This is a genomic window from Capnocytophaga haemolytica (genome assembly GCF_001553545.1).
Classification (GTDB): domain Bacteria; phylum Bacteroidota; class Bacteroidia; order Flavobacteriales; family Flavobacteriaceae; genus Capnocytophaga; species Capnocytophaga haemolytica.
Map to the genome: position 1 here is coordinate 1,627,143 of NZ_CP014227.1, position 24,879 is coordinate 1,652,021.

At 37.3% G+C, this 24,879-nt stretch carries 27 protein-coding genes and 1 tRNA gene; 22 read left to right on the plus strand and 6 right to left on the minus strand.

Annotated elements, in window-relative coordinates:
• Positions 1-7 precede the first annotated feature (7 nt).
• Genes AXF12_RS07320 through AXF12_RS12660 form a run of 5 tightly spaced genes read left to right on the plus strand, consistent with a single transcriptional unit; the run spans position 8 to position 2,648 of the window.
• Positions 8-832 carry a nucleotidyl transferase AbiEii/AbiGii toxin family protein gene (locus tag AXF12_RS07320; protein ID WP_066429763.1) on the plus strand — a complete coding sequence of 275 codons (825 nt, stop codon included), beginning with the start codon at positions 8-10 and terminating at the stop codon, positions 830-832.
• On the plus strand, positions 823-1,314 hold the full coding sequence (locus AXF12_RS07325; RefSeq protein WP_066429764.1) for a hypothetical protein: 492 nt from the start codon (positions 823-825) through the stop codon (positions 1,312-1,314). The genes AXF12_RS07320 and AXF12_RS07325 overlap by 10 nt, the downstream gene beginning before the upstream one ends.
• Complete coding sequence (locus AXF12_RS07330; protein ID WP_066429765.1) at positions 1,311-1,781, plus strand: hypothetical protein; 471 nt, start codon at positions 1,311-1,313, stop codon at positions 1,779-1,781. The genes AXF12_RS07325 and AXF12_RS07330 overlap by 4 nt, the downstream gene beginning before the upstream one ends.
• A 55-nt stretch (positions 1,782-1,836) precedes the next feature.
• Complete coding sequence (locus tag AXF12_RS07335) at positions 1,837-2,469, plus strand: class I SAM-dependent methyltransferase (RefSeq protein ID WP_066429766.1); 633 nt, start codon at positions 1,837-1,839, stop codon at positions 2,467-2,469.
• 47 nt (positions 2,470-2,516) lie between these two features.
• Complete coding sequence (locus tag AXF12_RS12660; RefSeq protein ID WP_257721643.1) at positions 2,517-2,648, plus strand: hypothetical protein; 132 nt, start codon at positions 2,517-2,519, stop codon at positions 2,646-2,648.
• Positions 2,649-2,988: 340 nt separating this feature from the next.
• Here the strand turns inward: AXF12_RS12660 and AXF12_RS07340 are convergent, their stop codons facing one another.
• The 5 genes from AXF12_RS07340 to AXF12_RS07360 all read right to left on the minus strand — a co-directional run bounded on the left by AXF12_RS07340 (position 2,989) and on the right by AXF12_RS07360 (position 8,192).
• Entirely contained in the window at positions 2,989-3,549 is a 561-nt protein-coding gene (locus AXF12_RS07340; RefSeq protein ID WP_066429768.1) for a hypothetical protein, read from the minus strand.
• Positions 3,550-3,858: 309 nt separating this feature from the next.
• On the minus strand, positions 3,859-4,251 hold the full coding sequence (locus AXF12_RS07345; protein WP_082752980.1) for a lipocalin-like domain-containing protein: 393 nt from the start codon (positions 4,249-4,251) through the stop codon (positions 3,859-3,861).
• Positions 4,252-4,824: 573 nt separating this feature from the next.
• Positions 4,825-5,325 carry a hypothetical protein gene (locus AXF12_RS07350; RefSeq protein ID WP_143324990.1) on the minus strand — a complete coding sequence of 167 codons (501 nt, stop codon included), beginning with the start codon at positions 5,323-5,325 and terminating at the stop codon, positions 4,825-4,827.
• A 165-nt stretch (positions 5,326-5,490) separates the two neighbouring features.
• Positions 5,491-7,479, minus strand: a complete 1,989-nt coding sequence (locus tag AXF12_RS07355) for a hypothetical protein (protein WP_066429776.1) — start codon at positions 7,477-7,479, stop codon at positions 5,491-5,493.
• Positions 7,480-7,619: 140 nt separating this feature from the next.
• Positions 7,620-8,192, minus strand: coding sequence for a hypothetical protein (locus AXF12_RS07360; protein ID WP_066429778.1), 573 nt, complete (start codon positions 8,190-8,192; stop codon positions 7,620-7,622).
• Positions 8,193-8,673: 481 nt separating this feature from the next.
• Between AXF12_RS07360 and AXF12_RS07365 the strand changes: the two genes are divergently transcribed.
• The 17 genes from AXF12_RS07365 to AXF12_RS07440 all read left to right on the plus strand — a co-directional run bounded on the left by AXF12_RS07365 (position 8,674) and on the right by AXF12_RS07440 (position 24,082).
• Positions 8,674-9,747 carry a M14 family zinc carboxypeptidase gene (locus tag AXF12_RS07365; protein ID WP_066429780.1) on the plus strand — a complete coding sequence of 358 codons (1,074 nt, stop codon included), beginning with the start codon at positions 8,674-8,676 and terminating at the stop codon, positions 9,745-9,747.
• Between the two features lie 103 nt (positions 9,748-9,850).
• On the plus strand, positions 9,851-10,330 hold the full coding sequence (locus AXF12_RS07370) for an Lrp/AsnC family transcriptional regulator (protein WP_066429782.1): 480 nt from the start codon (positions 9,851-9,853) through the stop codon (positions 10,328-10,330).
• 131 nt (positions 10,331-10,461) lie between these two features.
• Complete coding sequence (locus AXF12_RS07375) at positions 10,462-11,181, plus strand: class I SAM-dependent methyltransferase (RefSeq protein ID WP_066429789.1); 720 nt, start codon at positions 10,462-10,464, stop codon at positions 11,179-11,181.
• Positions 11,182-11,305: 124 nt separating this feature from the next.
• Positions 11,306-11,385, plus strand: a tRNA-Leu gene (locus tag AXF12_RS07380).
• 250 nt (positions 11,386-11,635) lie between these two features.
• On the plus strand, positions 11,636-13,255 hold the full coding sequence (locus AXF12_RS07385) for an ABC-F family ATP-binding cassette domain-containing protein (RefSeq protein WP_066429792.1): 1,620 nt from the start codon (positions 11,636-11,638) through the stop codon (positions 13,253-13,255).
• 172 nt (positions 13,256-13,427) lie between these two features.
• Positions 13,428-15,509, plus strand: coding sequence for an AAA family ATPase (locus tag AXF12_RS07390; RefSeq protein WP_231909924.1), 2,082 nt, complete (start codon positions 13,428-13,430; stop codon positions 15,507-15,509).
• 273 nt (positions 15,510-15,782) lie between these two features.
• Entirely contained in the window at positions 15,783-16,436 is a 654-nt protein-coding gene (locus AXF12_RS07395; RefSeq protein WP_066429796.1) for a PQLLE family protein, read from the plus strand.
• Between the two features lie 36 nt (positions 16,437-16,472).
• A complete protein-coding gene (locus tag AXF12_RS07400; protein ID WP_066429799.1) occupies positions 16,473-16,919 on the plus strand; it encodes a GyrI-like domain-containing protein in 447 nt (148 codons plus the stop codon).
• Between the two features lie 78 nt (positions 16,920-16,997).
• Positions 16,998-17,444: a GyrI-like domain-containing protein gene (locus AXF12_RS07405; protein ID WP_066429799.1), complete on the plus strand. Its 447-nt coding sequence runs from the start codon at positions 16,998-17,000 to the stop codon at positions 17,442-17,444.
• Positions 17,445-17,540: 96 nt separating this feature from the next.
• Positions 17,541-17,783 carry a hypothetical protein gene (locus AXF12_RS12540; RefSeq protein WP_231909923.1) on the plus strand — a complete coding sequence of 81 codons (243 nt, stop codon included), beginning with the start codon at positions 17,541-17,543 and terminating at the stop codon, positions 17,781-17,783.
• 66 nt (positions 17,784-17,849) lie between these two features.
• Entirely contained in the window at positions 17,850-18,368 is a 519-nt protein-coding gene (locus AXF12_RS07410) for a transposase (protein WP_082753014.1), read from the plus strand.
• Positions 18,369-18,849: 481 nt separating this feature from the next.
• Positions 18,850-19,371, plus strand: a complete 522-nt coding sequence (locus tag AXF12_RS07415; RefSeq protein ID WP_066429801.1) for a helix-turn-helix domain-containing protein — start codon at positions 18,850-18,852, stop codon at positions 19,369-19,371.
• Positions 19,372-19,460: 89 nt separating this feature from the next.
• Positions 19,461-20,570: a thiol-activated cytolysin family protein gene (locus tag AXF12_RS07420; protein ID WP_066429803.1), complete on the plus strand. Its 1,110-nt coding sequence runs from the start codon at positions 19,461-19,463 to the stop codon at positions 20,568-20,570.
• A gap of 25 nt (positions 20,571-20,595) precedes the next feature.
• Complete coding sequence (gene pepE / locus AXF12_RS07425) at positions 20,596-21,288, plus strand: dipeptidase PepE (protein WP_066429804.1); 693 nt, start codon at positions 20,596-20,598, stop codon at positions 21,286-21,288.
• Positions 21,289-21,402: 114 nt separating this feature from the next.
• Entirely contained in the window at positions 21,403-22,662 is a 1,260-nt protein-coding gene (locus tag AXF12_RS07430) for a tetratricopeptide repeat protein (protein WP_066429810.1), read from the plus strand.
• A gap of 86 nt (positions 22,663-22,748) precedes the next feature.
• Positions 22,749-23,501, plus strand: coding sequence for a tRNA pseudouridine(38-40) synthase TruA (truA, locus tag AXF12_RS07435; protein ID WP_066429812.1), 753 nt, complete (start codon positions 22,749-22,751; stop codon positions 23,499-23,501).
• Between the two features lie 56 nt (positions 23,502-23,557).
• Positions 23,558-24,082 (plus strand): tetratricopeptide repeat protein, encoded by a 525-nt coding sequence (locus AXF12_RS07440; RefSeq protein WP_066429818.1) that lies wholly within the window; start codon positions 23,558-23,560, stop codon positions 24,080-24,082.
• Between the two features lie 116 nt (positions 24,083-24,198).
• On the opposite strand, the gene rsmG is transcribed toward AXF12_RS07440, so the two are convergent.
• Complete coding sequence (gene rsmG / locus AXF12_RS07445; RefSeq protein WP_066431882.1) at positions 24,199-24,816, minus strand: 16S rRNA (guanine(527)-N(7))-methyltransferase RsmG; 618 nt, start codon at positions 24,814-24,816, stop codon at positions 24,199-24,201.
• Positions 24,817-24,879 lie beyond the last annotated feature (63 nt).

A 24,879-nucleotide genomic window follows, 5' to 3' on the forward strand; every position in this document is an offset into this window, starting at 1 on the left:
AGAAAAAATGAACAACATCTATCAATCGATGCTCGCCCCTTACGACCTCAGCAGTGAGGAGGCACGCCGCAACGCTACCTTTGAGGTCAATCAGTGCCTCATACTCGCAGGGCTTTATCGTGGAGGGTTCTTTGAGGAAGCCGCCTTCTACGGAGGCACGTGTCTGCGTATTTTCTATGGCTTAGACCGCTTTAGTGAGGATATGGACTTCTTGCTCTTGCGTCCTCAGCCCGATTTTAACTTTGAGCGTTATTTTCCTGCTATCCTCGATGAGTTTGCCTTAGTAGGGTGCGATGTGTCGCTCACACGCAAGGATAAAAAGCAGCATACACGCGTAGAATCAGCTTTTCTCAAAGACAATATCCACGTATACGACTTGCAGTTCCAAACCGAAAAGAGTATCAAAATAAAGATTGAAGTGGATACCACCTCACCTTTGCAGTTCGAGACTGAGGAAAAGCTTCTGCTACTGCCCTCATCGTTTATGACGCGTTGCTTCACCCTCCCTGACCTTTATGCAGGTAAGATGCACGCCTTAGCTTTCCGCTCGTGGCGTGGACGCGTAAAAGGGCGCGATTGGTACGACTTTGAGTGGTATGTGCGCCATCGTACGCCGCTGAATTTCACGCACCTCCAAGAGCGTATCCGCGAGTTTAACCACACTGAGATGACCCGTGAGGAGTATCTTTTGCACTTCAAGGAACGCCTTGCTACCACCGACATCAAAGCCGTAAGGCAAGATGTATTGCCGTTTATCAAAAATTCGCAAGCACTTGCTATATGGAGTAATGACTATTTTTTACAATTAGCAGATCGTATCGTATGGCAGTAAATAACCTTTGTAAGTATCTTTTGCTCTTCGCAAGCGTTTTTTGCAAGGGACAAAACCAAGCACTCATCAGCGCGACCTATGCAAAGCTGAAAAGCGATGCCAAATCCTTTGAGCAATTCGCCTTTTATGGGTTTTGCAATTGTAACGACACCTATCTGTACTCAGAGATGTACGACAGTCAGTACACCACCACCTTCAACCACTTAGAACCACTGCCTCGCTTCTTTGAAAGGGAGGTGATAAGGGCGGCGTTAAACAACTATCACACGGCTTATAACAACCGATTTGATGCCCTGCAAAAGACGTATTATAACGGTTATCAAATAATTGCTGAATGCTATAAGCTGTACCGTACATCGAATAAGAAATTAAGGAAGACCTATCTTCGCCTGCTCTCTGATGAGAAGCAACAAAAACAGTGGATCGAGGAGTATATGAGTGATTACTTAACGCAGTATTTTATTACTATAGAAACTGAATGATGCATAACACCCCACAAATTACCTTTACGAAAGATTGCGGCATTGCCACTTCTACGGAGGCAATCTTCATTCCCCTCATTGGCGAGGCTATGGAGCTATGGATATACACCGAAAGCGAGCGTTTTGCCGACTTTTCGCCGCACCAGCGCACCTGCTTTGATGCCTTTGTAGCACTACCTTCGCAACGGGAGATGATTGCGCAAGCCGTTAAAGACCTCTATGAAGAGCAACTCCGTGAGAGACGTATTGAGCAGCACCCTACCGATAGCTTCTGCCCTGAGTACACTGCCTGCATCGTGCCCAACCTGAGCGATGTTACAGATAGCCATATCTTTATCATCGCTGAGACCAATTGGAGCATCGCAGGCAGCGATTGCTGTCTTGAAATAGAGTTCTATTTTATAGATAATCGCCTGCACTCCCTCAGTGAAATGACGGGAGATTACACTTTGTTTGGTGCGGAATAGCTTTTCTATTAGTTATTGCTACCGCCTAATTTCTAGTTTTCTATTTTCTCAAAATATGCTTTACACATTGATCATTCTCATCGCATTGTTGGACTTGCTATTCGTGCATTTGGTAAGCCAATCGAAGCGTCCTCGTGGTTTTGTGGGCGTACTGATGATGAAGTTGTGGAATAGAACATACCTGCCGATGGTGCGTTGGGCTTCGGGCTACATAAAGGGCAAAAAGGTAAATAATATCTTAGACGTAGGGGTGGGCAATGGCGGCTCTACTGCCTATTTGACTGAGCTCTTTCCCAATGCGAATATTACGGGGATAGACCTCTCCGAGACGGCTATTGCAGAGGCGTATAAGCAGCCCATAAAGGGGAAAGTTAGCTTTGCTGTAAAGGACATTACGCAGACGGATTACCTCTCGGCGTCTTTTGACCTTATTTGTGCTTTCCAAACGCATTTCCATTGGCAGAACGCCGAGACTGCCTACACTGAAATCCATCGCTTGCTTACAGATAGCGGCGTACTGCTCATCGCCTGCGAGAAAAGCAAGATAAGGTACTACCTTCGCGACCTTGAAGAGACAGGGGCGTTTAGCTCTTATATGGAGCATTTTGGCTTATACTTAGAGGAGACAGCACAACAGAACGGCTGGGTGTTATTTGTGTTGCTGAAAAAGCCAGTCGCGAACAGCTGAGCTTGTTTCACACCTATGATATTAGCAGTAAACTCCATCTCACCGAGTTGAGAAAGCTATCTTGTGAGAGTTATGCCCTTGCCATCGACGCCTTAGAGCTGATGCAGCACAATAAGATCACCCAGCTGCTGTTAACCGAGGGTGCACTTATGTTGGCATTGTGCACCTACATAACTTAGTGCAAGAAGGACTTTTATAGTGATTAATGAGCAATGATTAATAATTAATCTGCTAACGCACAAATAAAAACCCCTCATTGTAAGCGTCCTTACAATGAGGGGTTTCGAAGTGTATAAAATCACTCTTCGATGATGCTCAACATTTTTATATAGCTATCATCAGCTGCAGAGGTTTTATCAACATTCTAAGATTGTCTAATTTATTAGACGTTGGAAATTCATAGCTAAAAATCGGATGTTTGTAGAAGGGTGGGTGTCGTATGTACATTACGACCTATATCTTATATTACCTTACTTGCAAACGGATTCGCACTCGAATTCTCGTTACCTTAAGATAACATTACACTATCGCTTCACGCTCTGTAATGTTTCCTGGTAAGTCTTCCGCTGTTACAACTACTTTCGAGTTTGCAACAGGCGTGTTGGTAGCAGTGGCACTATAAGTCCATTTGCCTTCGAGCTTTACAGCCTTCCCTTCTTCTACCAGCGTGTCATTGGCTTTCAGGATTTTTACCGTTACGCTCTTCACTTCAACTGTGTCCGTTGCTTCAATACTTATCGTTGAACCAACAGTGCCGTCGTAGTGCGAGGTATTGATGTGCTCTATCCGTGGAGCTGTCAAAAAATCCTGCAAGATGACATTGCGTGTAGTGAGGTTTCGGCTCTTGGCAATCTGCTCATACTTTTCGTATAATTCAGAATTGCCCTCTTTGAGCGTCTTTGCATACACCCCAGCTTCCTTAAAGCGATTGCGATGTGCTTTTTGCTTATCAGAAGCAGGTTTAGTAAACTCTGGCATCTTAGCTACTACTAATTTGCCTCGAACTCTCTTGTATACTAGCAAGCCTCCAATATTTCCTTTGAGACCTACCATAGCATAATTTCCTATTTGTATTGCCATAGGCTTAATTATAATTAAAAGAGTATCTAAAATGTTTAAGAACTTAATATTAGTTGTCCATTATTGTATCCTGCTTTGGCGCCTTGTGAGGTTACAATTTAGAACCTTTTATACTTTTTCTAACAACAAAAAGTGTGCCAAAGATGTTTTTTCTCTTTAACCTGACAAAATGTCCTGTATCACCTGACACAAATGATGATATATGACAAAATGTCTTAAATGTGGAATAATAAGTTACTTTTTGAAACAGACAATAAAAAGCCCCTCACGAAGAGAGGCTTTAATGATTGTTAGTAATTTAATAAATCTTTATTTCCTAAAGACTAAGGTTGCATCTGAGGTTTTTATCTTCAGTTCTTGTGATGTCAAAGAGATGAGTTCATTCTTTGTAGTATCACCTTCAACTGTGATAAGCAAGTACCCTCCTTCAATTGCAAAGGTTCCTGAAAGATTTTTTAAACTTCCTGTAGAGTAATCAGTCATAGTTACATTACGTTTAGAAAAGGTCATAGACGTTTTCTTTACAGTAGCATCTGTAACTACCTGATTGTTTACGGAATAGATATTCCAAGTTCCTTGAATAAGAGCCATATTCCCAGTAAGCTCTATTTTTTCTTCTTTTTTGTCTTCACTCTTGCTGCATCCTACAGCCAAGAATAACACACATACAACCATTACGGCAATTTTTAAAATGTTTCTCATTATAAATTGTATTTAATTATACCTACTTGGTAAGGGCTTCGGTATTCCCTAATATATAAAACGCCCTCCGGATAGGCATTCGTATATTCATTTGGAGAACCCTTAATTATAGGCATAAAAAAGGGCTTTTACTACTTCGTATCCGAGGGAGTCCAAGCCCTGTAATCAAGGTAGCAAAAGCCCACGCTCGCAGCGCAGGCATTTCACCAACTACCCCGATTACTTTCTATTTGGACTTTCGGATACAAGGTCTGTTAGCGTAAACGCAAAAATATTTTATTGAAATCTCTTTCTTAAATCTTTCTTATAATTCTTCTCATTTTATTTTACGCCGCAAATGTACACCCATATTTTAATCTGTGCAAATTTTTTATGTTAAAAAATTATACAACTTATTAGCTAATTTAATCTCAGTATGAAGAAAAAGAGATCATTAGGATAAGAAAGATTAAGATAATTAATTGAATGTCATATTTTTATTTTTTTTACAAAAATGTGAAAACTTTGCTTTTTGTGGAGTTAGTAAATATAAATGTTTTTAGTGAATTTTTATTATAACGAAATATGTTCTGGTTAATCTCTAAATAAGTAATATGGGTCTTTTATAAGTACAAATACAGGAATTATAGCTATAGTAGAATCATTTTCATTTGGTATATAATTATATATGGGTTCATTACGTGTAATAAAAAATGTTCTAATTCTATAATCTTCATCAACTGATTCACAATAGCTTTTAAACTTATTAATGTTATTTTTGCACCAATCATCTCTTTTTTGAACTTTCGGGAGACTTTTTTTTATCTTTTCATTCTGTGATATATAGTCATAGACTGTTCTTGCCTCATAATAATCTTTTATTTCGATACAGATTATCTGTTTTAATTTTGTGTTTATAATGAGTAAATCTATATCTCCCAAATCAGTATTTGCTGATAATAATTTATTTGGCTTAACTAAAACTTCTTTTTTTACTATAAGAGAAGAGTCGTCTAAGTCAATATAATATTGATATAGTTGTTCAGTAAAGTATTCTCCTTTTTTCTTATTGATATCACCAATAAAACTTTTCATTTCATTAGACTTTGCTCGTAGTGTTCCATTTGATATTCTTTCTCCCAATAAAGATACACTTATATGTAAAATTTCTATTGAGAAGAATATAGTATTATTATACAATACCCAAGGTCTTGTAATTATTTGTGGTAGTCTATTAAAGCGCTGGAAAAATAATTCAGATTATGGTAACTTTTGCTTATCATTTAAATCATTTTTTAGCACAAAAGACTTATAGAAAGCATTTTTTTCCACTTCATTTAACTTGTGTAAGATCGAATCAAATTTATTTTTTGATAATTCTACAAGTGAAGTATTTTTATTAATAGAATAATCTGAGCATGTAGACAATATACTCTTATAAACATCAAAACTTATACCATATTCTTTTATAAATGCCTGAAGGAAGTTCTTATCAGATACATCTAATATAAATGGAGGAAGTAACTGATGCTGTTTTTCAAGTAGTTTTAAGTCTGCAATCTCTCTTTTTCTTAAGGTAAGGAAATATTCATTATTTATTCTGAAAAATATATCAGGAATTACAATTCTACCATTTTTAAGTATTGTAAGTTCCGTATTTGGGATTTCATTATTAAACATATCCATATAACTTCCCATTTTAGCTATATGATACATTAAAGCAAATAGCTTATCCCTATCTTCTAATGAAGAACTGCTTGATTGATTATCAATATTATTTAGAATTATAAATTCTATAATACCTTGAGTAATAATACCTATTGTAGAGTTTTCACTATTTACACCAAATTGTTGGTCAAGTTCTGTACCAATATATCTGTATGCATTATTTATACTATTAAACCCTTTTCTTATAATCTTTGATTGATATAATGTGCTATAATATATTTTAATTAAAGATTTTAACATTTCTTTAGTATCAAACTTTACTATTAGTGCTTTGACTTCTTGCTGTAAATAATTAATAATACTCTTGATTATTTCTTTAGATTCTATTATTGATAATTTCTTCTCTTTTCCCTTAATATTAAGATATTCTGATATATCTTCGAGAATAATATCTATCCATCTGTCATTAAGCTGATGGTTAACAATGTCATTATTTGAATATATAAGGGCATCTTCATTCGTCATTAGAAAATGTCCTGCAGATTCCTTAAACATCTCATCAACAACATTGTTAGTTAAAGATATAGAAATCACATTAGCTGATTGTAATAAATGAGTGAAATTTAAAAATAACTTTTTCTCTATATTTTCATACTTTGTATTTTTAAAAAGAGTATCTATATCAATAAAAACAATATAATAACCATCTTCCTTTTGTATATCATTTTTATTAGTTAAAACTAATTTAATATCTGTGTCTTTTTTTAATATATTTATTTCTTTTTTATACCAAGCTGCATACATCCATAAAGCAAAACTCCCTGCTACTTCTAAATAATGCTGTTGAGGATTTTCAGAAAAGTGAATATACAATTTTTTATTTCCAATCTCTATCATTATAAATTGCTTTTCTTTTCCTGATACTGTTGGAGCATAAATGGGAACCCCTGCAGACAAATGGAAAATTGGTATTACTTTATTATAATAGGGAGAGTACACATATCTTAAATCTTCATCCATATAATATTTTCTAAGATAAAGTCCTAATCCTATTTCTATGTATATCATACTAGAGTCAAATAAACCTTCTTGGTAGAATGTCTGCTTATTTTTGAGGTAATAGGTAATAATATCTATATCCTGAGTCATAGGAATCAGATTTAATTTCTTCTTGTCTTGAGCATAATAATATAATGTTCTCTTATTAAAATTGATAAAATGTTGCTTAAAAAGTATAATTAAATCATCTATAGTAAAATAAAGAGTATCTTGAGGATACATTATAAAATATTCATTATCTTCTATTTGTGAACCCACTATAATATGGAGTGTATTCCTACACATAGGAAATTCTTTCCTTATACGTGTCTCTACAATTTCTCTTGATTTATCAATACTTACTCCTTTATCTATAAATAGAGAATGAAAACAAAGTATTTTATCTATATCTATTACATAACATAGATATTTGATGTTATCTACTTCGCCAATAAAACCGTTATTATCTCTATTAGTAACTGCAATAATTTCTTTAAAAATACTTTTATGAAATACATTACATACTTCTTCTCTCCCAAACATCTTGTAAAGTATCTCTTTACATTGATTATATGCTGAGTGGAGTAATCCTGATGGATATAAGACAAAATATCCAAACTCTGATTTGTAAAAAGGGTGTAAGCTTATTTCATCTGAATTTTCATTAGACTTTATATCTTTATTTATTTTTTTAAAGACAAAACAAATTGTTTGAATTTATCTTCAGAGAGATTATACTTTGTTATTAAGTTTTTAATTTCATTATAAGTAAAAAAAATCCTATCCTTTTCCTTATTTATAGCATTAAGTGATGGGATATATAACTCTTTTGCATTAGGCATACCTTCTTCATTACGTCTTAATTCTGAACGATCTGCAATTATTTGAGATATTTCTAACAAAAAATATACTGTAGAGAGCTCTTTTTTTCCTATACTATTTCTATCTGCTATACTTAATAATCTTGTGAGATTATGTTGAAAAAAAGCTCTTATTTCAGGAAAAACAGTATAGGAACCGTATGGAGTACCAACTTGCCCTGTAAACATAATTTCCTGTGGGTCTTCACCAAGGAATCCATTCTTCAATATATTAAAAAATGAACTATAGTTCTGTTTTTTCTTATTTAATTGTAATAAAGTAATTCTTAAACACTCTTTCAATCTATAAATATAAAAAGAGTTTTGAGGCAACGTTTGCAAATATGCAATTAATTGTAAAAGATCCTCTCCCTTAAAATATTTTAATATAGCCATAACTTATTAATATTTTTATACAAAATAGTAATGTCTCTAATTTTGTATTTTATAATTTATTATAAAAATAAATAGATTACCATCTATTGGGAATTTTATACGCCGCAAATGTACACCCATATTTTAATCTGTGCAAATTTTTTACGTTGAAAAATTACACAACACGTCTCTTTTTTAAGTAAAAAACAGTTTTTCAACCTGTTGTAATCTTCTCCCTAAAAGTAATAAAAACTATATTCCTTGCGCGTTATAAATATACTGCATTTATTACTTTATGTAGTTTATTTTTCCAATAAAACTACTTTTTAAAGAGACGACACATCCGAAAAAGCTACTTTCTTCCTATACTCATCCTGTACTCTTCCTATACTCATCCTATACTGTTCCTATACAAAAGAAAAATTTTCTGTGTGGGGTTTTGCTGCTTATCTCGGAAAATATACTTACTTTTGCCGCTCAAATTACTCATATAAATCATAAAATGAATATTGATACCTATATAAAATGTAATACCCTTAGCGGTCGCTACATTACCCAAGAGATGCTCACCCCCGTACTTGAGGGCTATCCCTTTGATGAGGTGCTGCCACTGGGGCAGTCGGTAGCGGGGCGCCCTATCAGTCTGTACCGAAAGGGTCGAGGGCAGACGAAGTTGCTGCTCTGGTCGCAGATGCACGGCAACGAATCGACCACCACTAAGGCTTTGTTCGATGTGCTGATGATGCTCGAAGGCAGCCCCTTGCTCGATCGCTTGAGCCTCTACTGCATACCCATTTTAAACCCTGATGGAGCAATGGCTTATACACGGGTGAACGCCGCGGGGGTAGACCTCAACCGCGATGCCCTTGCCCTGACCCAGCCAGAGAGTCGTGCGCTGCGCCTTGCCTACGACAGCGTGCAACCCCATTGGTGCTTTAACCTACACGACCAGCGTACCATATTCAGCGCAGGCACAGGCAAGCACCCAGCTACCGTGTCCTTTTTGGCACCGTCGTACAATGAGGCGCGTGCGTTAAACCCTGTGCGTCAGTCGGCTATGGAGGTCATCACAGCGATGTGGCGCAAACTCTCGCAGCACATCCCACAGCAGGTCGGGCGTTTTGACGATAGCTTTAACCTCAACTGCACAGGCGATAGGTACACCGCTCTCGGAACCCCTACCATCCTTTTTGAGGCGGGACACTATCCTGAGGATTACCCTCGTGAGCAAACGCGCCAATACGTTGCTATGGCGATGATGGAGGCACTGCAATACATCACAACGAATAAGGTTACAGGGGCACATTACGAGGATTATTTTTCAATTCCGGAGAATGCCAAGTGCTTTTTCGACGTCATTTTGCGAGGGGATGAGGGCTATAATGTAGGCATTATGTACCGCGAAGAGCTCAAAGAGGCTAAAATAACCTTTGTGCCCTACATCGCCGAGGTAGGAGTCCTCCAAGGGAAGTACGGGCATAAGGAACTACCTTTAAATGAATTACTTATGCACGTTCCTAAGGATAAAAAAGCCCTTGAGGACGCCATTAATTGGTCGGCGCTTTATATCAAATAGATTAAAAAAATAGCATTATTCTGAAAAATTATGTAAATTTGTTTGCAATATATTAAAAAAAGGCGTTGCTTTGCACTTTCAAACAAATTAAAAGGTATTTACAATGGGAAGATTTAAATTGGATGAAATAGACCATCAGATTTTGGATATGCTTATTGACAATACGCGTACTCCTTTCACTGATATAGCTAAGAAGTTAGACATCTCGGCAGGTACGGTACACGTGCGTGTGCGCAAGATGGAGGAAACAGGCATTATCAAAGGCTCAACCCTCACTGTTGATTACGACAAGCTGGGGTACACCTTTATTGCCTATGTGGGTCTCTTTTTGGAGAAGAACCACCAAGCGCAGTTTGTGCTACAACGTTTGGAGGAAATCCCTTACGTAACAGTAGCACACGTCACCACAGGGCGTTATAATCTCTTTTGCAAGATCCGTGCTAAAGATACACAGCACGCCAAGGAAATCATCTATATGATCAGTGAGATACAAGGCGTATCGCGCTCCGAAACGATGATTTCAATGGAAGAAGCCCTCAACGACAAGCGTCGCCTGTTGCACACTGCATTCAGGGAACTTTAATCCATTGAGGAATAAAGAATGCACCCGCGCTTTGCATCATTAGTAAAGTGCGGGTGTATTTTTTTGCCTAAAAAATTGTCCGTGTAATATAAATGCCTTACTTTTGCAGGGTAAATTCAAATCATAACATTATGAGTCATCAACACGATATACAGCATTTTTACGATACAATTGCAGCGAAATACGACCTTATCTTTCCGCTATCGCCATCACATAAAGCCTTTTTTGATAGCGAACTCAGTGCGGGGCAACGCGTTCTCGACATAGGGGCTGCAACGGGAAGTCTTGCGGCTTATTTGCAGCATAAAGGCTTGGAAGTTACTGCTATCGACCTCAGTGAGAGCCTTATTGCCCAAGCTCGTGCTAAGGGTGTAGCCGTGCTCTATAAAGATATGCTCACCATTGGCGACTTGCCTCATACCTACGATGCGATGATTAATATAGGCAATACATTACCCCATCTAAATGGTCTTAGCACAGTGGAGCACTTTTTGCAGCAAGCCCATAGCAAACTGCGCATAGGGGGTAAACTCATCGTTCAGGTGGTAAACTTTGCCCTCTACCTTGCACAGCGCAAGGAGGATTATTTAGGCGATCTGCCCTTAATTGACAAACCAGAGGTGCGTTTTGAGCGTTCATACTACCTTAAAGATGCCCAGACCATACGCTTTAAGGCAGTGCTTGACAGTCATCTCCACGCTGAGGAAGACCTAACCATTATCACCTGCGAGCAATTCACTGAGCTACTTGCCAAAGTAGGCTTTGCACAAGTGCAGCACTATGGCAACTTCAAGAAAGAACCTTTTGATGAAAAGACTTCGAAGGCATTGGTGGTAGTAGGGAATAAATAATAAGGATTAGGGGGTAGTGCTGCTCTGCAATTGTTGCCTACTGCTCTCCAAAGAAAACTTTTTCAGAAAAAGTTTGGTAGTTAAAAAATAAGGTTGTACCTTTGCCGCCGAAATCAGAAATGAAGCCTGAGTGGCGAAATTGGTATACGCGCACGTTTCAGGTACGTGTTCTTCGGAGTATGGGTTCGAGTCCCTTCTCAGGCACAGTCAATCTCTTGTTAAAGCTTATTAACAAGAGATTTTTTTGTGTCATCATAGCTGTGTCTGCGCCTTTGTATTCGTATTGCTTTCGTACCTCGTTCGTTATTCCTTTATCAGAGGTAGCTCTTGCATCCTAATCCCTGAACCTGCGAGATAAATTATTCATTGTATATTATTCATTATCCATTAAAAAGTTGTATCTTTGCCGCCCGAAACCGACCCTTACCTACTAATTACTAAACACTAAAATAGAATGTTATCAGTATCCAATTTATCCGTACAATTCGGCAAGCGCGTCCTCTTCGATGAGGTCAATGTAACTTTTACACAAGGCAACTGCTACGGCATTATCGGTGCCAATGGGGCAGGCAAATCTACATTCCTTAAAATCCTTTCAGGCAAGCAAGAACCTACTTCGGGGCGTGTGATCCTCGAACCAGGCAAGCGTATGTCGGTGCTTGAACAAGACCACTACGCTTATGACGACTATACTGTGCTTGACACCGTGATTATGGGCAATAAAGTCCTCTCCAAAGTCAAAAAAGAGATGGACGACCTCTATGCGGACTATTCCGATGAGCACGCCGAACGCATTGGTGAGCTACAAATGCAGTTTGACGAGATGAACGGCTGGAATGCCGAGAGCGATGCGGCTGCTTTGCTCTCCAATTTGGGCATCTCTGAGGATATGCACTATACTCTAATGTCCGAAATGGACGGCAAACTCAAAGTGCGTGTACTTTTGGCACAAGCGCTATTTGGCAACCCCGATGTACTCATCATGGACGAGCCTACCAACGACCTCGACTTCGAGACTATCGGTTGGTTAGAGAACTTTTTGGCAAACTATGACAATACGGTGATTGTCGTTTCCCACGACCGCCACTTCCTCGATGCCGTTTGTACCCATATCTCGGATATTGACTTCGGAAAAATCAACCATTTTTCGGGTAACTATACTTTCTGGTACGAAAGTAGTCAGTTGGCAGCACGTCAGCGTGCGCAACAGAACAAAAAGGCGGAAGAGAAATCCAAAGAGTTACAAGAATTTATTGCGCGATTCAGTGCCAATGTGGCAAAATCAAAGCAGGCGACCTCTCGTAAGAAGATGTTGGAGAAACTCAATATCGAGGAAATCAAACCGTCTTCTCGTCGCTACCCTGCCATCATTTTCGACCGTGACCGCGAGGCGGGAGACCAAATCCTACACGTGGAAAACCTCGCTGCATCTATCGACGGACAGGTATTGTTCCAAAATGTGGACATCAACCTTGCCAAAGACGACAAAGTAGCCGTGATTTCTAAGGATTCACGCGCCACCACTGCTTTTTATGAGATTCTCAACGGCAACTTCAAGCCCGATGCGGGTACTTTTGCGTGGGGAATTACCACCTCACAGTCTTACCTTCCTGTGGATAACTCCGATTTTTTCACCCAAGACCTTTCTTTGGTGGATTGGTTGCGCCAATGGGCAAAAACAGAGGAAGAACGCGAGGAAGTATACGTGCGTGGCTTCTTGGGCAAGATGCTTTTCAGTGGCGAGGAAGCCCTCAAAAACTGCAAAGTGCTCTCAGGAGGCGAGAAAGTGCGCTGTATGCTCAGCCGTATGATGATGTTGCGCGCCAATGTGCTAATGCTGAACGAACCTACCAACCACTTGGATTTGGAGAGCATCACCGCCTTCAACAACTCGCTGAAAAACTTCAAAGGCACCGTGCTTTTCACCACTCACGACCACGAATTTTCGCAAACCGTCGCCAATCGTATCATCGAGCTCACCCCTAGTGGCATTATTGACCGCTATATGACCTTTGATGAATATATGGATGACAAGAATATTCAAGAACTCCGCGAAAAAATGTACAAACAATGATTAACGGTTAATGATTAATGGTTAATCACGGCACTTTGGCAAAATTCGTTGTATAAAAGGGAATTAAAATGAGCTTTGTCAAAGTTTTTTTGAGGAAAATAGACAATTAATGTTATTTTTTTTGCTGAGAGAAAGGAAAAAATAACTTATAGTATCAATTAAAAATATAGAAATGGGAGTAACTATTAAAATAAAAGGGAAACAGGACTCTAATGAATATAAAGATGCTATTGTTCTGAAAGAAATTTTTGAAGAAGAACTTAGAAAATTTCCAAGTACAAATGGAGAGATTTTAATATTAAGTAATGTAACACTTTTCGGTCAAGAAACAAAGGATGTTGATATTATTGTAATAGGAAATTTCGATAAATTTTCAATGAATATTAAAACAAAATCAAAAACTTTCCAAAATGAGAAAGAAATATTTTATCCTCAAGAAAATAGGAATCTCTTTATAAATGATTTTTGTTTTGTAATCGAAACAAAACTTCATTCTGCTGATAAAATTAAATTGGAAGGCACAACTTTATTAGTCCGTTATAACGATAAACTTCACGATGTTACAACCCAAAGTGAAAATCAGAAATATTCACTAAAAAATTATTTTGAAGATAGACTTAACTTTTCTCCATATATATGTAATTTCATCTGGCTTCGTAATGTAAGTGCTGACACAATTAAAAAAGATTTTTTAAATAGTAATCCTAACCTTTATGATAAGCATAATTATCTACCTAATAAATTTACTTTAAGATGGTTATTCCAATTAGCCTGCGTTCAATCAATACCTTATAATCCTATAAATAAAGATACTAATCAACCTAAAGGATATTGTACTTTTAAAAGTTTAAAATACAATCAAAGTTATGATTTTAATGAAATGGATAGGATTTTTGATTTGTTTTCAAAAGTCAAAGAATCTATGGGAGACTTAAATAGAAGAAAATTAGAACAAATCACAAAAAAAATACTTAAAGAACAAATTTATGCACAAGCCATAGGAGAAAAACTTGTTGTTATTTCTGGAAGAGCTGGAACAGGAAAGACTATAAAACTAATTAATATTGCTTGTGATTTAGCTGAAAATAAAGGAGCAAGGTGTTTGATACTTACTTATAATCATGCTTTAGTTAGTGATATAAAAAGAATACTAGCTTTGGGTGAAATACCTGATGATATAGATAGTCGTTCCGTCAATATATCAACTCTTCATAAATTTTTTTATGAAATATTATTAGGTTTTGAAATACAAACTGAAAAAAGTAATAAAGGAAATGTCTACATACCCAATTACTTAAATCGCTATTATGATTTGTTAAATGAGTTTTATGAGTACGTAAAAAATAAACTAATAGAACATTCTGACTTAGAAAAATTAATGAAAACAAGACATCAACAAATAGCATGGGATTATGTGTTAATTGATGAAGGTCAGGATTGGAATGAAATAGAAAAGAAAATCATTTTTTTTATTTTTGGAAGACAAAAATCTATTGTAGCAGATGGAGTAGATCAATTAATTCGTTCTCAAAGAAGATGTAATTGGATAGAAGGATTGAGGAAAGATATAGATTTTGTAAAAACAAATGAAAAAATAAGTTTGCGACAAAAAATAGTACTTGTAAATTTTGTAAATGATATAGCTGCTAAATTAAATACAAATTGGAATTTAAAAGCAAAGGAAGACTATTATGGAGGAAAAATAATTGTCAAAATAGGAGATTATACAGAAGAACTCCATAAAAGAGAGTTTGAAGCATGTAAAGCTAACCTGAATAGTGCCTATGACATGATGTTCCTATGTCCACCTAATTTAGTTTATAAGAGAAATCAAGAAGGAAAAGAAGAAAGATATTTTATTAAAACAGAAGAATTTTTCAAAAAAGAGATTTCTATATGGGATGGCACAAAACAAGATTTAAGGACAAATTATCCTGTAGATATTAATCAACATAGACTTTTACAATATGAATCATGTAGAGGTTTAGAAGGGTGGACTGTTGTTTGTTTAGAGTTAGATGAATTTATGAAGTATAAATTCAATACATATAAAGAAGAAATTAATCAAGAAGAGTTAGCTTTAGAATCCTTTGAAGAAAAGAGAGAAAGATTTGTAAATTTGTGGACATTAATTCCTCTTACAAGAGCAATAGATACTTTAATTATTACTATTAAAGACAAAAATACTCAAATAGCTAAAATTTTGAGAGAAATTTATTTAAAAAATCCAGACAATATAGAGTGGATAGAATAGTATAATATAGATATTCTAAAAAAATATGTATTTTTGCTTTTGAAAAATAATATTTGGTAAATTTAAATCTTAATAGACTATAAAAGTTCCAATATTAACTCACGGGAACACAATATTAAGTCGTGGAAATACAAAATCAACTCAAGGGGACGCAATATTAGATTATGGGAACGGAATATCAACTCACGGGAATACAATATTAAGTCATGGGAACGCAAAATCAAGTAAAAAATAGTAAAAATAATTTAATAATCATTTAAAAATTCAATCAATATGGCAATTATCCACATCTCATTCGAAAAATTCAAGAATTATTCCTTCATTTTTGAGAATATTTCCAAGAATGATGTCCTGAAAAAGGAATTAGCTGAGTACGGTTATGGCGATAAGGAAATCGCACAAGGCAAAGCCCTGTACGATACCGCCGCCCAGATATACGAAACCAATAAGCGTGAGACCTCCGAGGAAGCTCTCGCCTATAACGAGTTCTCCAAAAAGCTCGAAGCCTTTAAAAACACTTACGCTACCGACCGCAAAAAGGCTAAAATCATTTACAAAGAGGAGCCTAAAATCCTTATTGCCCTTCATATCAAGGGAGTGGCACCTTTGCGTACCAATAAGCTCCTTGAAGACATCGAGGCGTTCTACAAAGAGCTCAAAGCTAAACCCGATTTGCTCACTCCGCTCAACAAACTTAAAATCACTGCTGAGCATATCGAAACCCAGCTCACCATCCTCGCCGATGTAAAGCAAGCCGAAGCCACTTACGTCCTCGAAAGAGGTGAAAGTCAGCAGGCTACTAAGGACAAAGACGCCGCTTTCGCCGCCTTCGAGAAGTGGGTACGCGAGTTTTATGCCATCGCTAAAATCGCTTTGGAAGACAAACCCCAACTTTTAGAGAGTATCGGGAAGTTTGTAAGAAGTTAGAAGAGAATTTATTAAAAACGAATTAAATACAAAAAAATGAAAATAATAGGAATTAGTGTACGCACTACCAATCAGAACGGACAAGCGATGCAAGACATCGGAAACCTTTGGCAACGCTTTTTTAGCGAGCAAATTTTGGCAAAAATACCCAATAAGGTAAGCGATGCCATTTACAGCATCTACACCGATTACCAAAAGGACTATACCGAGCCTTATACTTGTATCATAGGAGTGGAAGTTACCACGCTCAGCACGATTCCCGACGGCTTAGAAGGCAGGGAATTCCCTGAACAAACTTTTGAAAAGTTTGTAGCCAAAGGCGCAATGCCTCAAGCTGTAGGGGCAATGTGGCAACATATCTGGGACAACGACGCCACGCTCAATCGCACTTATATATACGACTATGAGCGCTACACCGAGAAGTCTCAGCAAGGTGATACCTCCGAAGTAGATATTTTTATAGGCGTAAAAGAGAACAAATAACCCCAACTTTTAGAGAGTATCGGCAAGTTTGTAAGAAGTTAAAAAGAATTTATTAAAAACTATTTAAATAAAAAGAAAATGAAAATCATAGGAATTAGTGTACGCACTACCAATCAGAACGGACAAGCGATGCAAGACATCGGAAACCTTTGGCAACGCTTTTTTAGCGAGCAAATTTTGGCAAAAATACCCAATAAGGTAAGCGATGCCATTTACAGCATCTACACCGATTACCAAAAGGACTATACCGAGCCTTATACTTGTATAATAGGAGTGGAAGTTACCACGCTCAGCACGATTCCCGACGGCTTAGAAGGCAGGGAATTCCCTGAACAAACTTTTGAAAAGTTTGTAGCCAAAGGCGCAATGCCTCAAGCTGTAGGGGCAATGTGGCAACATATCTGGGACAACGACGCCACGCTCAATCGCACTTATATATATGACTATGAGCGCTACACCGAGAAGTCTCAGCAAGGTGATACCTCCGAAGTAGATATTTTTATAGGCGTAAAAGAGAACAAATAACCCCAACTTTTAGAGTGTGTGGTAAGTTTATTAAGAAGAAGCTGTTTAAACTTTTTTTAGAGAAGTAAAAGTTCCCGAAAATTAGTAATTTTGTGTTTGAAAAAAAAAGAACACCAAAATTCAGGAACTTTGGGCAAAGATACAATAAATAATTGGATTATTCCCTTTTTAAGTGTAGGAAAAAGAGGATTTAAAAGTAATTTTGATTTAGCTTCAATATTTTTATTGATTCTCAAGAGATTAAAAACAGGGGTACAATGGAGAGAACTTCCAATTGAAAGCTATTTTGAAAAAGGAGAAATCTCTTGGCAAAATGTCTATTACTACTTCAATAAATAGAGTAAAGATGGTAGTTTTCAGCGAGTATGGTTGAATCTATTAAGTAAGAAGAAAAGAAAGTTAGATATGTCTTGCGTTCAATTGGATGGTAGTCATACACGTTGTCGTCAAAAAGGAGAATCTGCAGGTTATCAAGCAAGAAAAAAAGCCATAACCACAAATAGCATTTTTTTGTGTGATAATAAAGGGCAAATGATAGCAATGGGAAGTCCTAAAGCTGGAAATCACGATGACTTATATGAAATAGAAGAAGTACTAAAAGAAATCTTAGCTTTATTAGAAGAAGCAGGAATAGAACACAAAGGACTGTTTCTCAATGCTGATGCAGGATTTGATAGTAAGTCTCTTAGAGATTTTTTAGAAAGCAAAGAAATTATAGCAAATATTAAACCTAATCCCCGAAATGGAGAGCAACCAGATGTTTATTTTGATGAAGAATTGTACAAAAATAGGTTTAAGATTGAACAAGCAAATGGTTGGCTTGACGGATATAAAGGTTTGATAATGAGATATGAGTATCTTGATGTAACTTGGATTGGAATGCTCCTATTAGGGTTTATCTCCAAGTTCCTCAAAAAAGTTTAAACACGTTTATAATATAACAATTGAAAAACAACCTCACCCCTTTCACATACTTTTTCAGCGCATTAGTCACGTACTGTAGCAGTATCTCACTTTCTTTTAAAATGGGAAATAAACATAGGTGAGATATACAAAGGCAGTATACTATAAAGGACTATTTCCTAACATAGTTCTTTAAGTAAGATTACATACTGACTTCTATGAAGTTAGTTACGTTTGTAAAATTATTTTCTTAATATGTAAACATACGCTCCACTATTTTCACACAATTTTAGATCTTAAAAAGTATTTCACTATTGTATATAGGCTATTTTATACTATTGAAAAAAATTATAGTAAAATTATAAATATCATTGTTTCATATATTTATAAGTTTATAATAAATAAACACTTCATTCACGTAAAAATTTATAAGTTTAGATTTGTGTATATGAAATATTAGTTTTACATTTGCAAATTATTAACCCAATCTAATAGATTTACAATGTTAAACACAAGTGATTTTGTAGTACGCCTACAAACCATAATGGATTATTACGGATTAAGTGCTTCAGCTTTTGCCGATGCACTTGAAATACAGCGCTCAGGTATCTCGCACCTACTTTCAGAGCGCAACAAGCCCAGTCTGGATTTTATATTGCGTTTAGTTGAGAAATTCCCCGAGGTAGATATGTATTGGATTACACAGGGAAAAGGTATTTTTCCACCTGTAAAAGAGGCTGAGAAGGAGCCAAAAGCGGCTTATCCTATTGATTTATTCAGTCAGGAACTCAGTCAGAGTACAGCTCAAAAATCAGTAGTAGAGAATAAGCAAACTATCGACGTTGTAGAGAAAGAAGATTCTGACATTACAAATATAATCACATCTGTAAACAAATCTACAAAAGTTACGGCTCCTGAAACTATAAAGGCTCAAGGTAATGCTAATACAAATGTAAACAAAGAGATTCAATGTATTATTATATTTTATACCAATAAAAAGTTTGAAGTTTTCGAGAATGTATAACTTGCGGTTTACATTTGTAACTTATTAAATTCTTTTGGTGATATGGATAATTAGTTGTACCTTTGGCGAAAATTTAAATCTATTACTTTATGAAGCAGAAATATTGTGGTAGCTTAGTAGTCGCCTTCCTATCGATATTCGTTGTAGGTTGTGTATTTGAAAAATCGTTTGAGGAATGGATTTCAGGTTTATACCCATTACGCTTTCACGTTGAGAGAGAACAAGTGCTCTCCTCTACTCCAACAGGGAGAGTACAAAACGGTAAAGCGGAATACACCGAGAATGTAAAAGTACAGCAAGTGATTGACCCTATTGCCGCTCTGGATATTAATGGTAATGAGGAAATTTATCCTGCTTGTGTGTTCAATGGTGATGATTTTATCAATGGGCAGCAATTGAAGCCTATAAAGATTGAGGCGGCTAAGGATGTGGAACTTAACTTGACTTTTCGAGGACGAGAAAGCCAAGTTATAAAATTTAATAGCTTAGGTTCTGTAGCCGAAGTGAATTATGAGGCACAAAAAGCTGTAAAAGCCAATGCAGGCACATTGACAGGGAATAAATCGGCTGTATACTTACAGTATGTTGGCAATGAAGTGAGTACTACAGAGAGTTTGAATAAGACGATAGGGGCTTATCTGCCTAAAAACGACTTTACCAAATGGGTACAATTTCACTTTGATTTTGATGAAAAGGCAGTATTACAGCAAACAAAAAAGTATGTCTGTGTGAGGGTATTACAAGGTATTTACAAAGTAGGTGTAAGTGCGAAAGCCGCTGATGCGTGGGGTATTGGCAATGAAGGAACTTATTATGTGCCAGGCTACATAAGCGAGGTGCTCTACGGACAGTCGGCAGTGCTACTGATTGAAAGCAACGTTATGGCTAATGAGCTTACAGCGCAATTGCAGCAAGCAGTGGCAACTGAACTTGGTGAAGCAGCGGATACAGCTGCTGTTAGTGCTATTAACCAGCTTTTTGCTAGTGGTAAGGTGCAGGTAGTGAGCCTTTCAGGAGATGGCAGTAGCAGGCAGCGCATCAAAACGCTGAGTGCCTTAACAGACTTCTTTAAGTTGCCTTCTGCAAACTTCCTCAGTAGTATCTGTACTCCCATTGCCTATAAAGTTTCGGATATAAGAAATCACAAAGAGGTGACTGTACTACGCAGTTATACAGAAATCAGAAGCGTTTGGAAGTAAATTTATATTAGAAGCTATTAAAATGATGAAAAAGATACTTTTAGCCAGTACTTCTACAGTGTATGGAGGTACGTATTTATCGTATTTGAAGGAAGCAATGACAGTTTTCTTTGTAAATGTAGATGAGGTGCTATTTGTGCCTTATGCACGCCCGAGTGGGATTACACACGAAGCCTATACCGAGGTGGCACAGAGTGGATTTGAGGTAATAGGAAAGCGCATAGTCGGCTTGCACACCTTTGCAGACCCTGCTAAAGCTATAAGAACAGCACAGGCAATATTCACAGGTGGAGGGAATACCTTTTTGCTAGTAAAGCAGCTTTATGACTTAGGGCTAATGGACGTACTGCGCGAGGTGGTACTTAGCGGTACACCTTATATGGGAACCAGCGCAGGGAGTAACATCGCAGGACGGACGATGCAGACCACTAACGATATGCCTATCGTCTATCCATCGAGCTTTAAGACGCTGGGGGTGGTGCCTTTTAATATCAATCCACACTATCTTGACCCTGACCCTACGAGTAAGCACAAGGGCGAGACACGCGAGACGCGCATCAAAGAGTTCTTAGTACTTAACGACACCCCTGTGGTAGGATTACGCGAAGGTAGTTGGCTACTTGTTGAAGGTGAGCGTATTAGTCTTGAAGGTGAACTTACGGCAAGGTTATTTGAGAAGAGAAAGGAGCCGTACGAGAGCAAAGAAATAAAATTTTAATATAAATTTTAGATAAAAATATTTGTCGTGTTAAAATAAATATGTACATTTGCGGCGTGAAATAGGCACACATAATAAAAACAAAGTGCAGTGTACTTAAAATTACAAAACGATATGAAAAAACCATTATTAATTGCATCAGCTTTACTCATTTCAGCTGTAGCTTTTGGTCAGAAAAAAGAGCTTAAAGAAATTGAGAAACAGATTAAAAGAGGTGAATTAGCAGAGGCACAGAGTGGATTGAATGCCCTGAAAGGAAACATTGATGGTACTGAGTTTGCACCACAGTTCTACTTTTTAGAAGGTTCTGTGAATGTTGAACAGGCTAAGAAGAATACGAATGTACTCTCGTCATTGCAAGCTGCTACGACTGCTTTTGCTAAGGTAAAACAACTGGAAGGAGGCAAAGGTAAATATGCGAGCCAAATACAAGCTCTTAGCAATGAAGCAGTGAACTTGGCAATGAAGCAAGCACAACAGACTTATGAACGCAAGGACCTTAAGAATGCAGCAGTAGCTTTTGAACAAGTATATCGCCTCAGTCCACGTGATACAGTTTTCTTGTACAATGCCGCAGTAGTAGCCGTTGAAAACAAGGATTACAACACTGCTTTAAAGCACTATAAAGAGTTAAAAGACTTGGGATATGATGGTGCTGAAGTGCAGTATATCGCTACCAACAAGCAAACTAATAAAGAAGAGTCATTCCCTGATAAAAATCAACGTGATATTATGGTGAAGGGTGGCACACACATCAAGCCAAGACAAGAAAAAACACCGTCACGTCGTGCAGACATCATTAAAAATATTGCTTTTATATATGTAGAGCAAGGAAAGAGTGATGACGCTTTAAAGGCTTTTGCTGAAGCGAGAAAAGCATATCCAAAAGATGCTAACTTAATACTTGCGGAAGCAAATATTTACTTGCAATTAGACAAGAAAGACGAGTTCAAGCAACGTATGCAAGAAGCAGCTCAGTTAGACCCTAACAACGCTGACCTTCACTACAATATTGGGGTAATCAATATGCAGCAGGGCAATATTGCTGAAGCCAGAAAGGGATTTGAGCAAGCCTTGAAAATCAAACCTAAATACCCAGAAGCTGCATTGAACCTTTCAACTACTTATATCAATGAGGGCAATGGACTTATTGAGGAAATGAACAAACTCGGTAACTCAGCTGCTGATATTAAGAAGTTCAACGAACTGAAAGCCCAAAAAGAAACTTTATTCAAAAAAGGTGCTGAAGTATTGGAAAACTACACCAAGGCTAATGGTAATGACAACAGCATTTTGGAACAGTTGAAAAATATCTACGGTGCGTTGGGTGACAGTGCTAACTTCCAAAGATTGAAAAAATTATTAGGTCAATAAGAGAAATTAAAGTACAACAAAATAAGTAAGTAGGGATTGAGGTATAACTTTGGTCTCTACTTCTTTTTTACTCTCCTATTAATAATATGCGTTACTTTATTGAGTTTTCATACAATGGAAAGAATTACCACGGATGGCAAAGTCAGCCTAATGCTAACTCTGTGCAGGAAACATTGGAAAAGGCTATGAGTACCATACTTCGTACGCCTATTGCGCTCATAGGTGCTGGGCGTACTGACAGTGGCGTACACGCAAAGCAGATGTTCGCCCACTTTGATATAAATGAACCTCTTGATATGTACTTTTGTAATAGGCTCAATGCTTTTTTACCTAAGGACATAGCAATCCACCAACTGCATAAGGTAAAAGATGATGCTCACGCACGTTTTGACGCTGTAAAGCGTACCTATCAGTACTATATTAGCACTGTGAAGGATGCTTTTGCGTATGAATATAGTATGTACTTGAATTCGCCTTTAGATATAAAAGCGATGAATACCGCAGCACAAGTGCTGTTTAAATATATCGACTTTCAATGTTTTTCTAAGACACATACAGATGTAAAGACCTATCTCTGCAAAATCTATGAGGCGCATTGGGAACGTGTAGATTCACAGCTTGTATTTACCATCAGTGCTGATCGCTTTCTAAGGAATATGGTGCGAGCTGTGGTGGGTACTCTTATTGAGGTAGGTTTACATAAGTTATCCTTTGCTGATTTTGAAGAGATTATACACAGTAGAAATCGCTCTAATGCAGGAGCCTCAGTGCCAGCGTGTGGCTTATTCTTAACTCAAGTGGAATATCCAGAGGAGATATTTTTGAAAAAAGTAAGTTAAAAAACTTGCAGATTGGAAATAAGTTTGTACCTTTGCAAGCCGAAATAAAGATTAGAATGAAATATTTACAGAATAAATATGTTAAATTAGTAGTAGCTGGGCTTATCATTCTGTGGGCTGTATATCAGTTTACTGAGCGCAATATATGGAATGGTATCGCCCTGATATTCCTTTCATTAGTGCCTATATTCCTATATTTTAGGAACGAATATATCCTCCTTACCTTTTTAAGACTACGTAAACAGGATTTTGTTGGTATGGAGAAATGGCTCGGAAGGATTAAAGACCCTAAAACTGCCCTCATCCGCAAGCAACAGGGGTATTACAACTATATGTATGGTGTAATCTACTCTCAAAAGAACCTTACGCAGGCTGAAAAATACTTCCGTAAGGCTTTACAATTAGGTCTGTCAATGGATTTTGACCTCGCGATGGTTAAACTCAGTCTTGCGGGTATAATGATGCAGAAACGCAAAAAACGTGAAGCACAAGAGCTGCTTTCAGATGCTAAAAAGCTCGACAAACAGAAGATGCTCACCGACCAAATTAAGATGTTACAGCAGCAGCTCAAAAAGATATAAGCACAAACTTATTTATCAGATACTTAGATGCTGAACTGAGATACGTAAAAGTTCTATAAACCAATTGATTTATAGAACTTTTATTATGCGCAATCCTGATGAGAGCTACCCGATGGTTAGCTCAGCGGCAGATAAACTACCTTCTTTGTCTCAAAAAAAGGCTCTTCGTAGAATGAACTTATCTCAGTGAGCTGTGCCTCAGGGAATGAAGAAAGCTCAGCTGTGAGATCACCCCCTTTGAGATAAAGTATACCGTTTTTAAGCTGATGGCGTGAGTTGCGTTTTACCCTTTGCTTTACCCAAGGCACAAAGTCGCGCATTTGGGTGACCGCCCTACTGACGATAAAGTCGTACGCCTCGGTGAGCTCTTCAGCGCGTGATTGTATCGCAATTACATTCTCAATGCCTAAGACGGTAACTACTTCATTTACAACTCGTATTTTCTTCCCTATGGAATCCACTAAGGTGAAGCGTACCTCGGGCATCAATAGGGCGAGTGGAATACCTGGGAAGCCTCCACCTGTCCCCACGTCAAGTATGTCAGTACCTTCGGCAAAGCGTATTACCTTGGCAATAGCAAGTGAATGCAGCACGTGGCGCTCGTAAAAGTCGTCCATATCCTTGCGAGAGATCACGTTGATCTTTGCATTCCAATCCTCATACAAGGCCTTGAGTTTGCCAAACTGCAACTTCTGAGCCTCGGTGAGTGAAAAATATTTCTCAATAAGTTCCATTATTCTAAATTTTTGTATTACTTTTGCACTCGCTTTTAAAATTGCTTTCTTCTGCAATATAAG

Bases quoted from the DNA above. Each gene is read 5' to 3' on its own strand.
- AXF12_RS07320 (WP_066429763.1), top strand. From the start codon at position 8: ATGAACAACATCTATCAATCGATGCTCGCCCCTTACGACCTCAGCAGT.
- AXF12_RS07325 (WP_066429764.1), top strand. From the start codon at position 823: ATGGCAGTAAATAACCTTTGTAAGTATCTTTTGCTCTTCGCAAGCGTT.
- AXF12_RS07330 (WP_066429765.1), top strand. From the start codon at position 1,311: ATGATGCATAACACCCCACAAATTACCTTTACGAAAGATTGCGGCATT.
- AXF12_RS07335 (WP_066429766.1), top strand. From the start codon at position 1,837: ATGCTTTACACATTGATCATTCTCATCGCATTGTTGGACTTGCTATTC.
- AXF12_RS07340 (WP_066429768.1), bottom strand. From the start codon at position 3,549: ATGGCAATACAAATAGGAAATTATGCTATGGTAGGTCTCAAAGGAAAT.
- AXF12_RS07345 (WP_082752980.1), bottom strand. From the start codon at position 4,251: ATGAGAAACATTTTAAAAATTGCCGTAATGGTTGTATGTGTGTTATTC.
- AXF12_RS07350 (WP_143324990.1), bottom strand. From the start codon at position 5,325: ATGAAAAGTTTTATTGGTGATATCAATAAGAAAAAAGGAGAATACTTT.
- AXF12_RS07355 (WP_066429776.1), bottom strand. From the start codon at position 7,479: ATGTTTGGGAGAGAAGAAGTATGTAATGTATTTCATAAAAGTATTTTT.
- AXF12_RS07360 (WP_066429778.1), bottom strand. From the start codon at position 8,192: ATGGCTATATTAAAATATTTTAAGGGAGAGGATCTTTTACAATTAATT.
- AXF12_RS07365 (WP_066429780.1), top strand. From the start codon at position 8,674: ATGAATATTGATACCTATATAAAATGTAATACCCTTAGCGGTCGCTAC.
- AXF12_RS07370 (WP_066429782.1), top strand. From the start codon at position 9,851: ATGGGAAGATTTAAATTGGATGAAATAGACCATCAGATTTTGGATATG.
- AXF12_RS07375 (WP_066429789.1), top strand. From the start codon at position 10,462: ATGAGTCATCAACACGATATACAGCATTTTTACGATACAATTGCAGCG.
- AXF12_RS07385 (WP_066429792.1), top strand. From the start codon at position 11,636: ATGTTATCAGTATCCAATTTATCCGTACAATTCGGCAAGCGCGTCCTC.
- AXF12_RS07390 (WP_231909924.1), top strand. From the start codon at position 13,428: ATGGGAGTAACTATTAAAATAAAAGGGAAACAGGACTCTAATGAATAT.
- AXF12_RS07395 (WP_066429796.1), top strand. From the start codon at position 15,783: ATGGCAATTATCCACATCTCATTCGAAAAATTCAAGAATTATTCCTTC.
- AXF12_RS07400 (WP_066429799.1), top strand. From the start codon at position 16,473: ATGAAAATAATAGGAATTAGTGTACGCACTACCAATCAGAACGGACAA.
- AXF12_RS07405 (WP_066429799.1), top strand. From the start codon at position 16,998: ATGAAAATCATAGGAATTAGTGTACGCACTACCAATCAGAACGGACAA.
- AXF12_RS07410 (WP_082753014.1), top strand. From the start codon at position 17,850: ATGTCTTGCGTTCAATTGGATGGTAGTCATACACGTTGTCGTCAAAAA.
- AXF12_RS07415 (WP_066429801.1), top strand. From the start codon at position 18,850: ATGTTAAACACAAGTGATTTTGTAGTACGCCTACAAACCATAATGGAT.
- AXF12_RS07420 (WP_066429803.1), top strand. From the start codon at position 19,461: ATGAAGCAGAAATATTGTGGTAGCTTAGTAGTCGCCTTCCTATCGATA.
- pepE (WP_066429804.1), top strand. From the start codon at position 20,596: ATGAAAAAGATACTTTTAGCCAGTACTTCTACAGTGTATGGAGGTACG.
- AXF12_RS07430 (WP_066429810.1), top strand. From the start codon at position 21,403: ATGAAAAAACCATTATTAATTGCATCAGCTTTACTCATTTCAGCTGTA.
- truA (WP_066429812.1), top strand. From the start codon at position 22,749: ATGCGTTACTTTATTGAGTTTTCATACAATGGAAAGAATTACCACGGA.
- AXF12_RS07440 (WP_066429818.1), top strand. From the start codon at position 23,558: ATGAAATATTTACAGAATAAATATGTTAAATTAGTAGTAGCTGGGCTT.
- rsmG (WP_066431882.1), bottom strand. From the start codon at position 24,816: ATGGAACTTATTGAGAAATATTTTTCACTCACCGAGGCTCAGAAGTTG.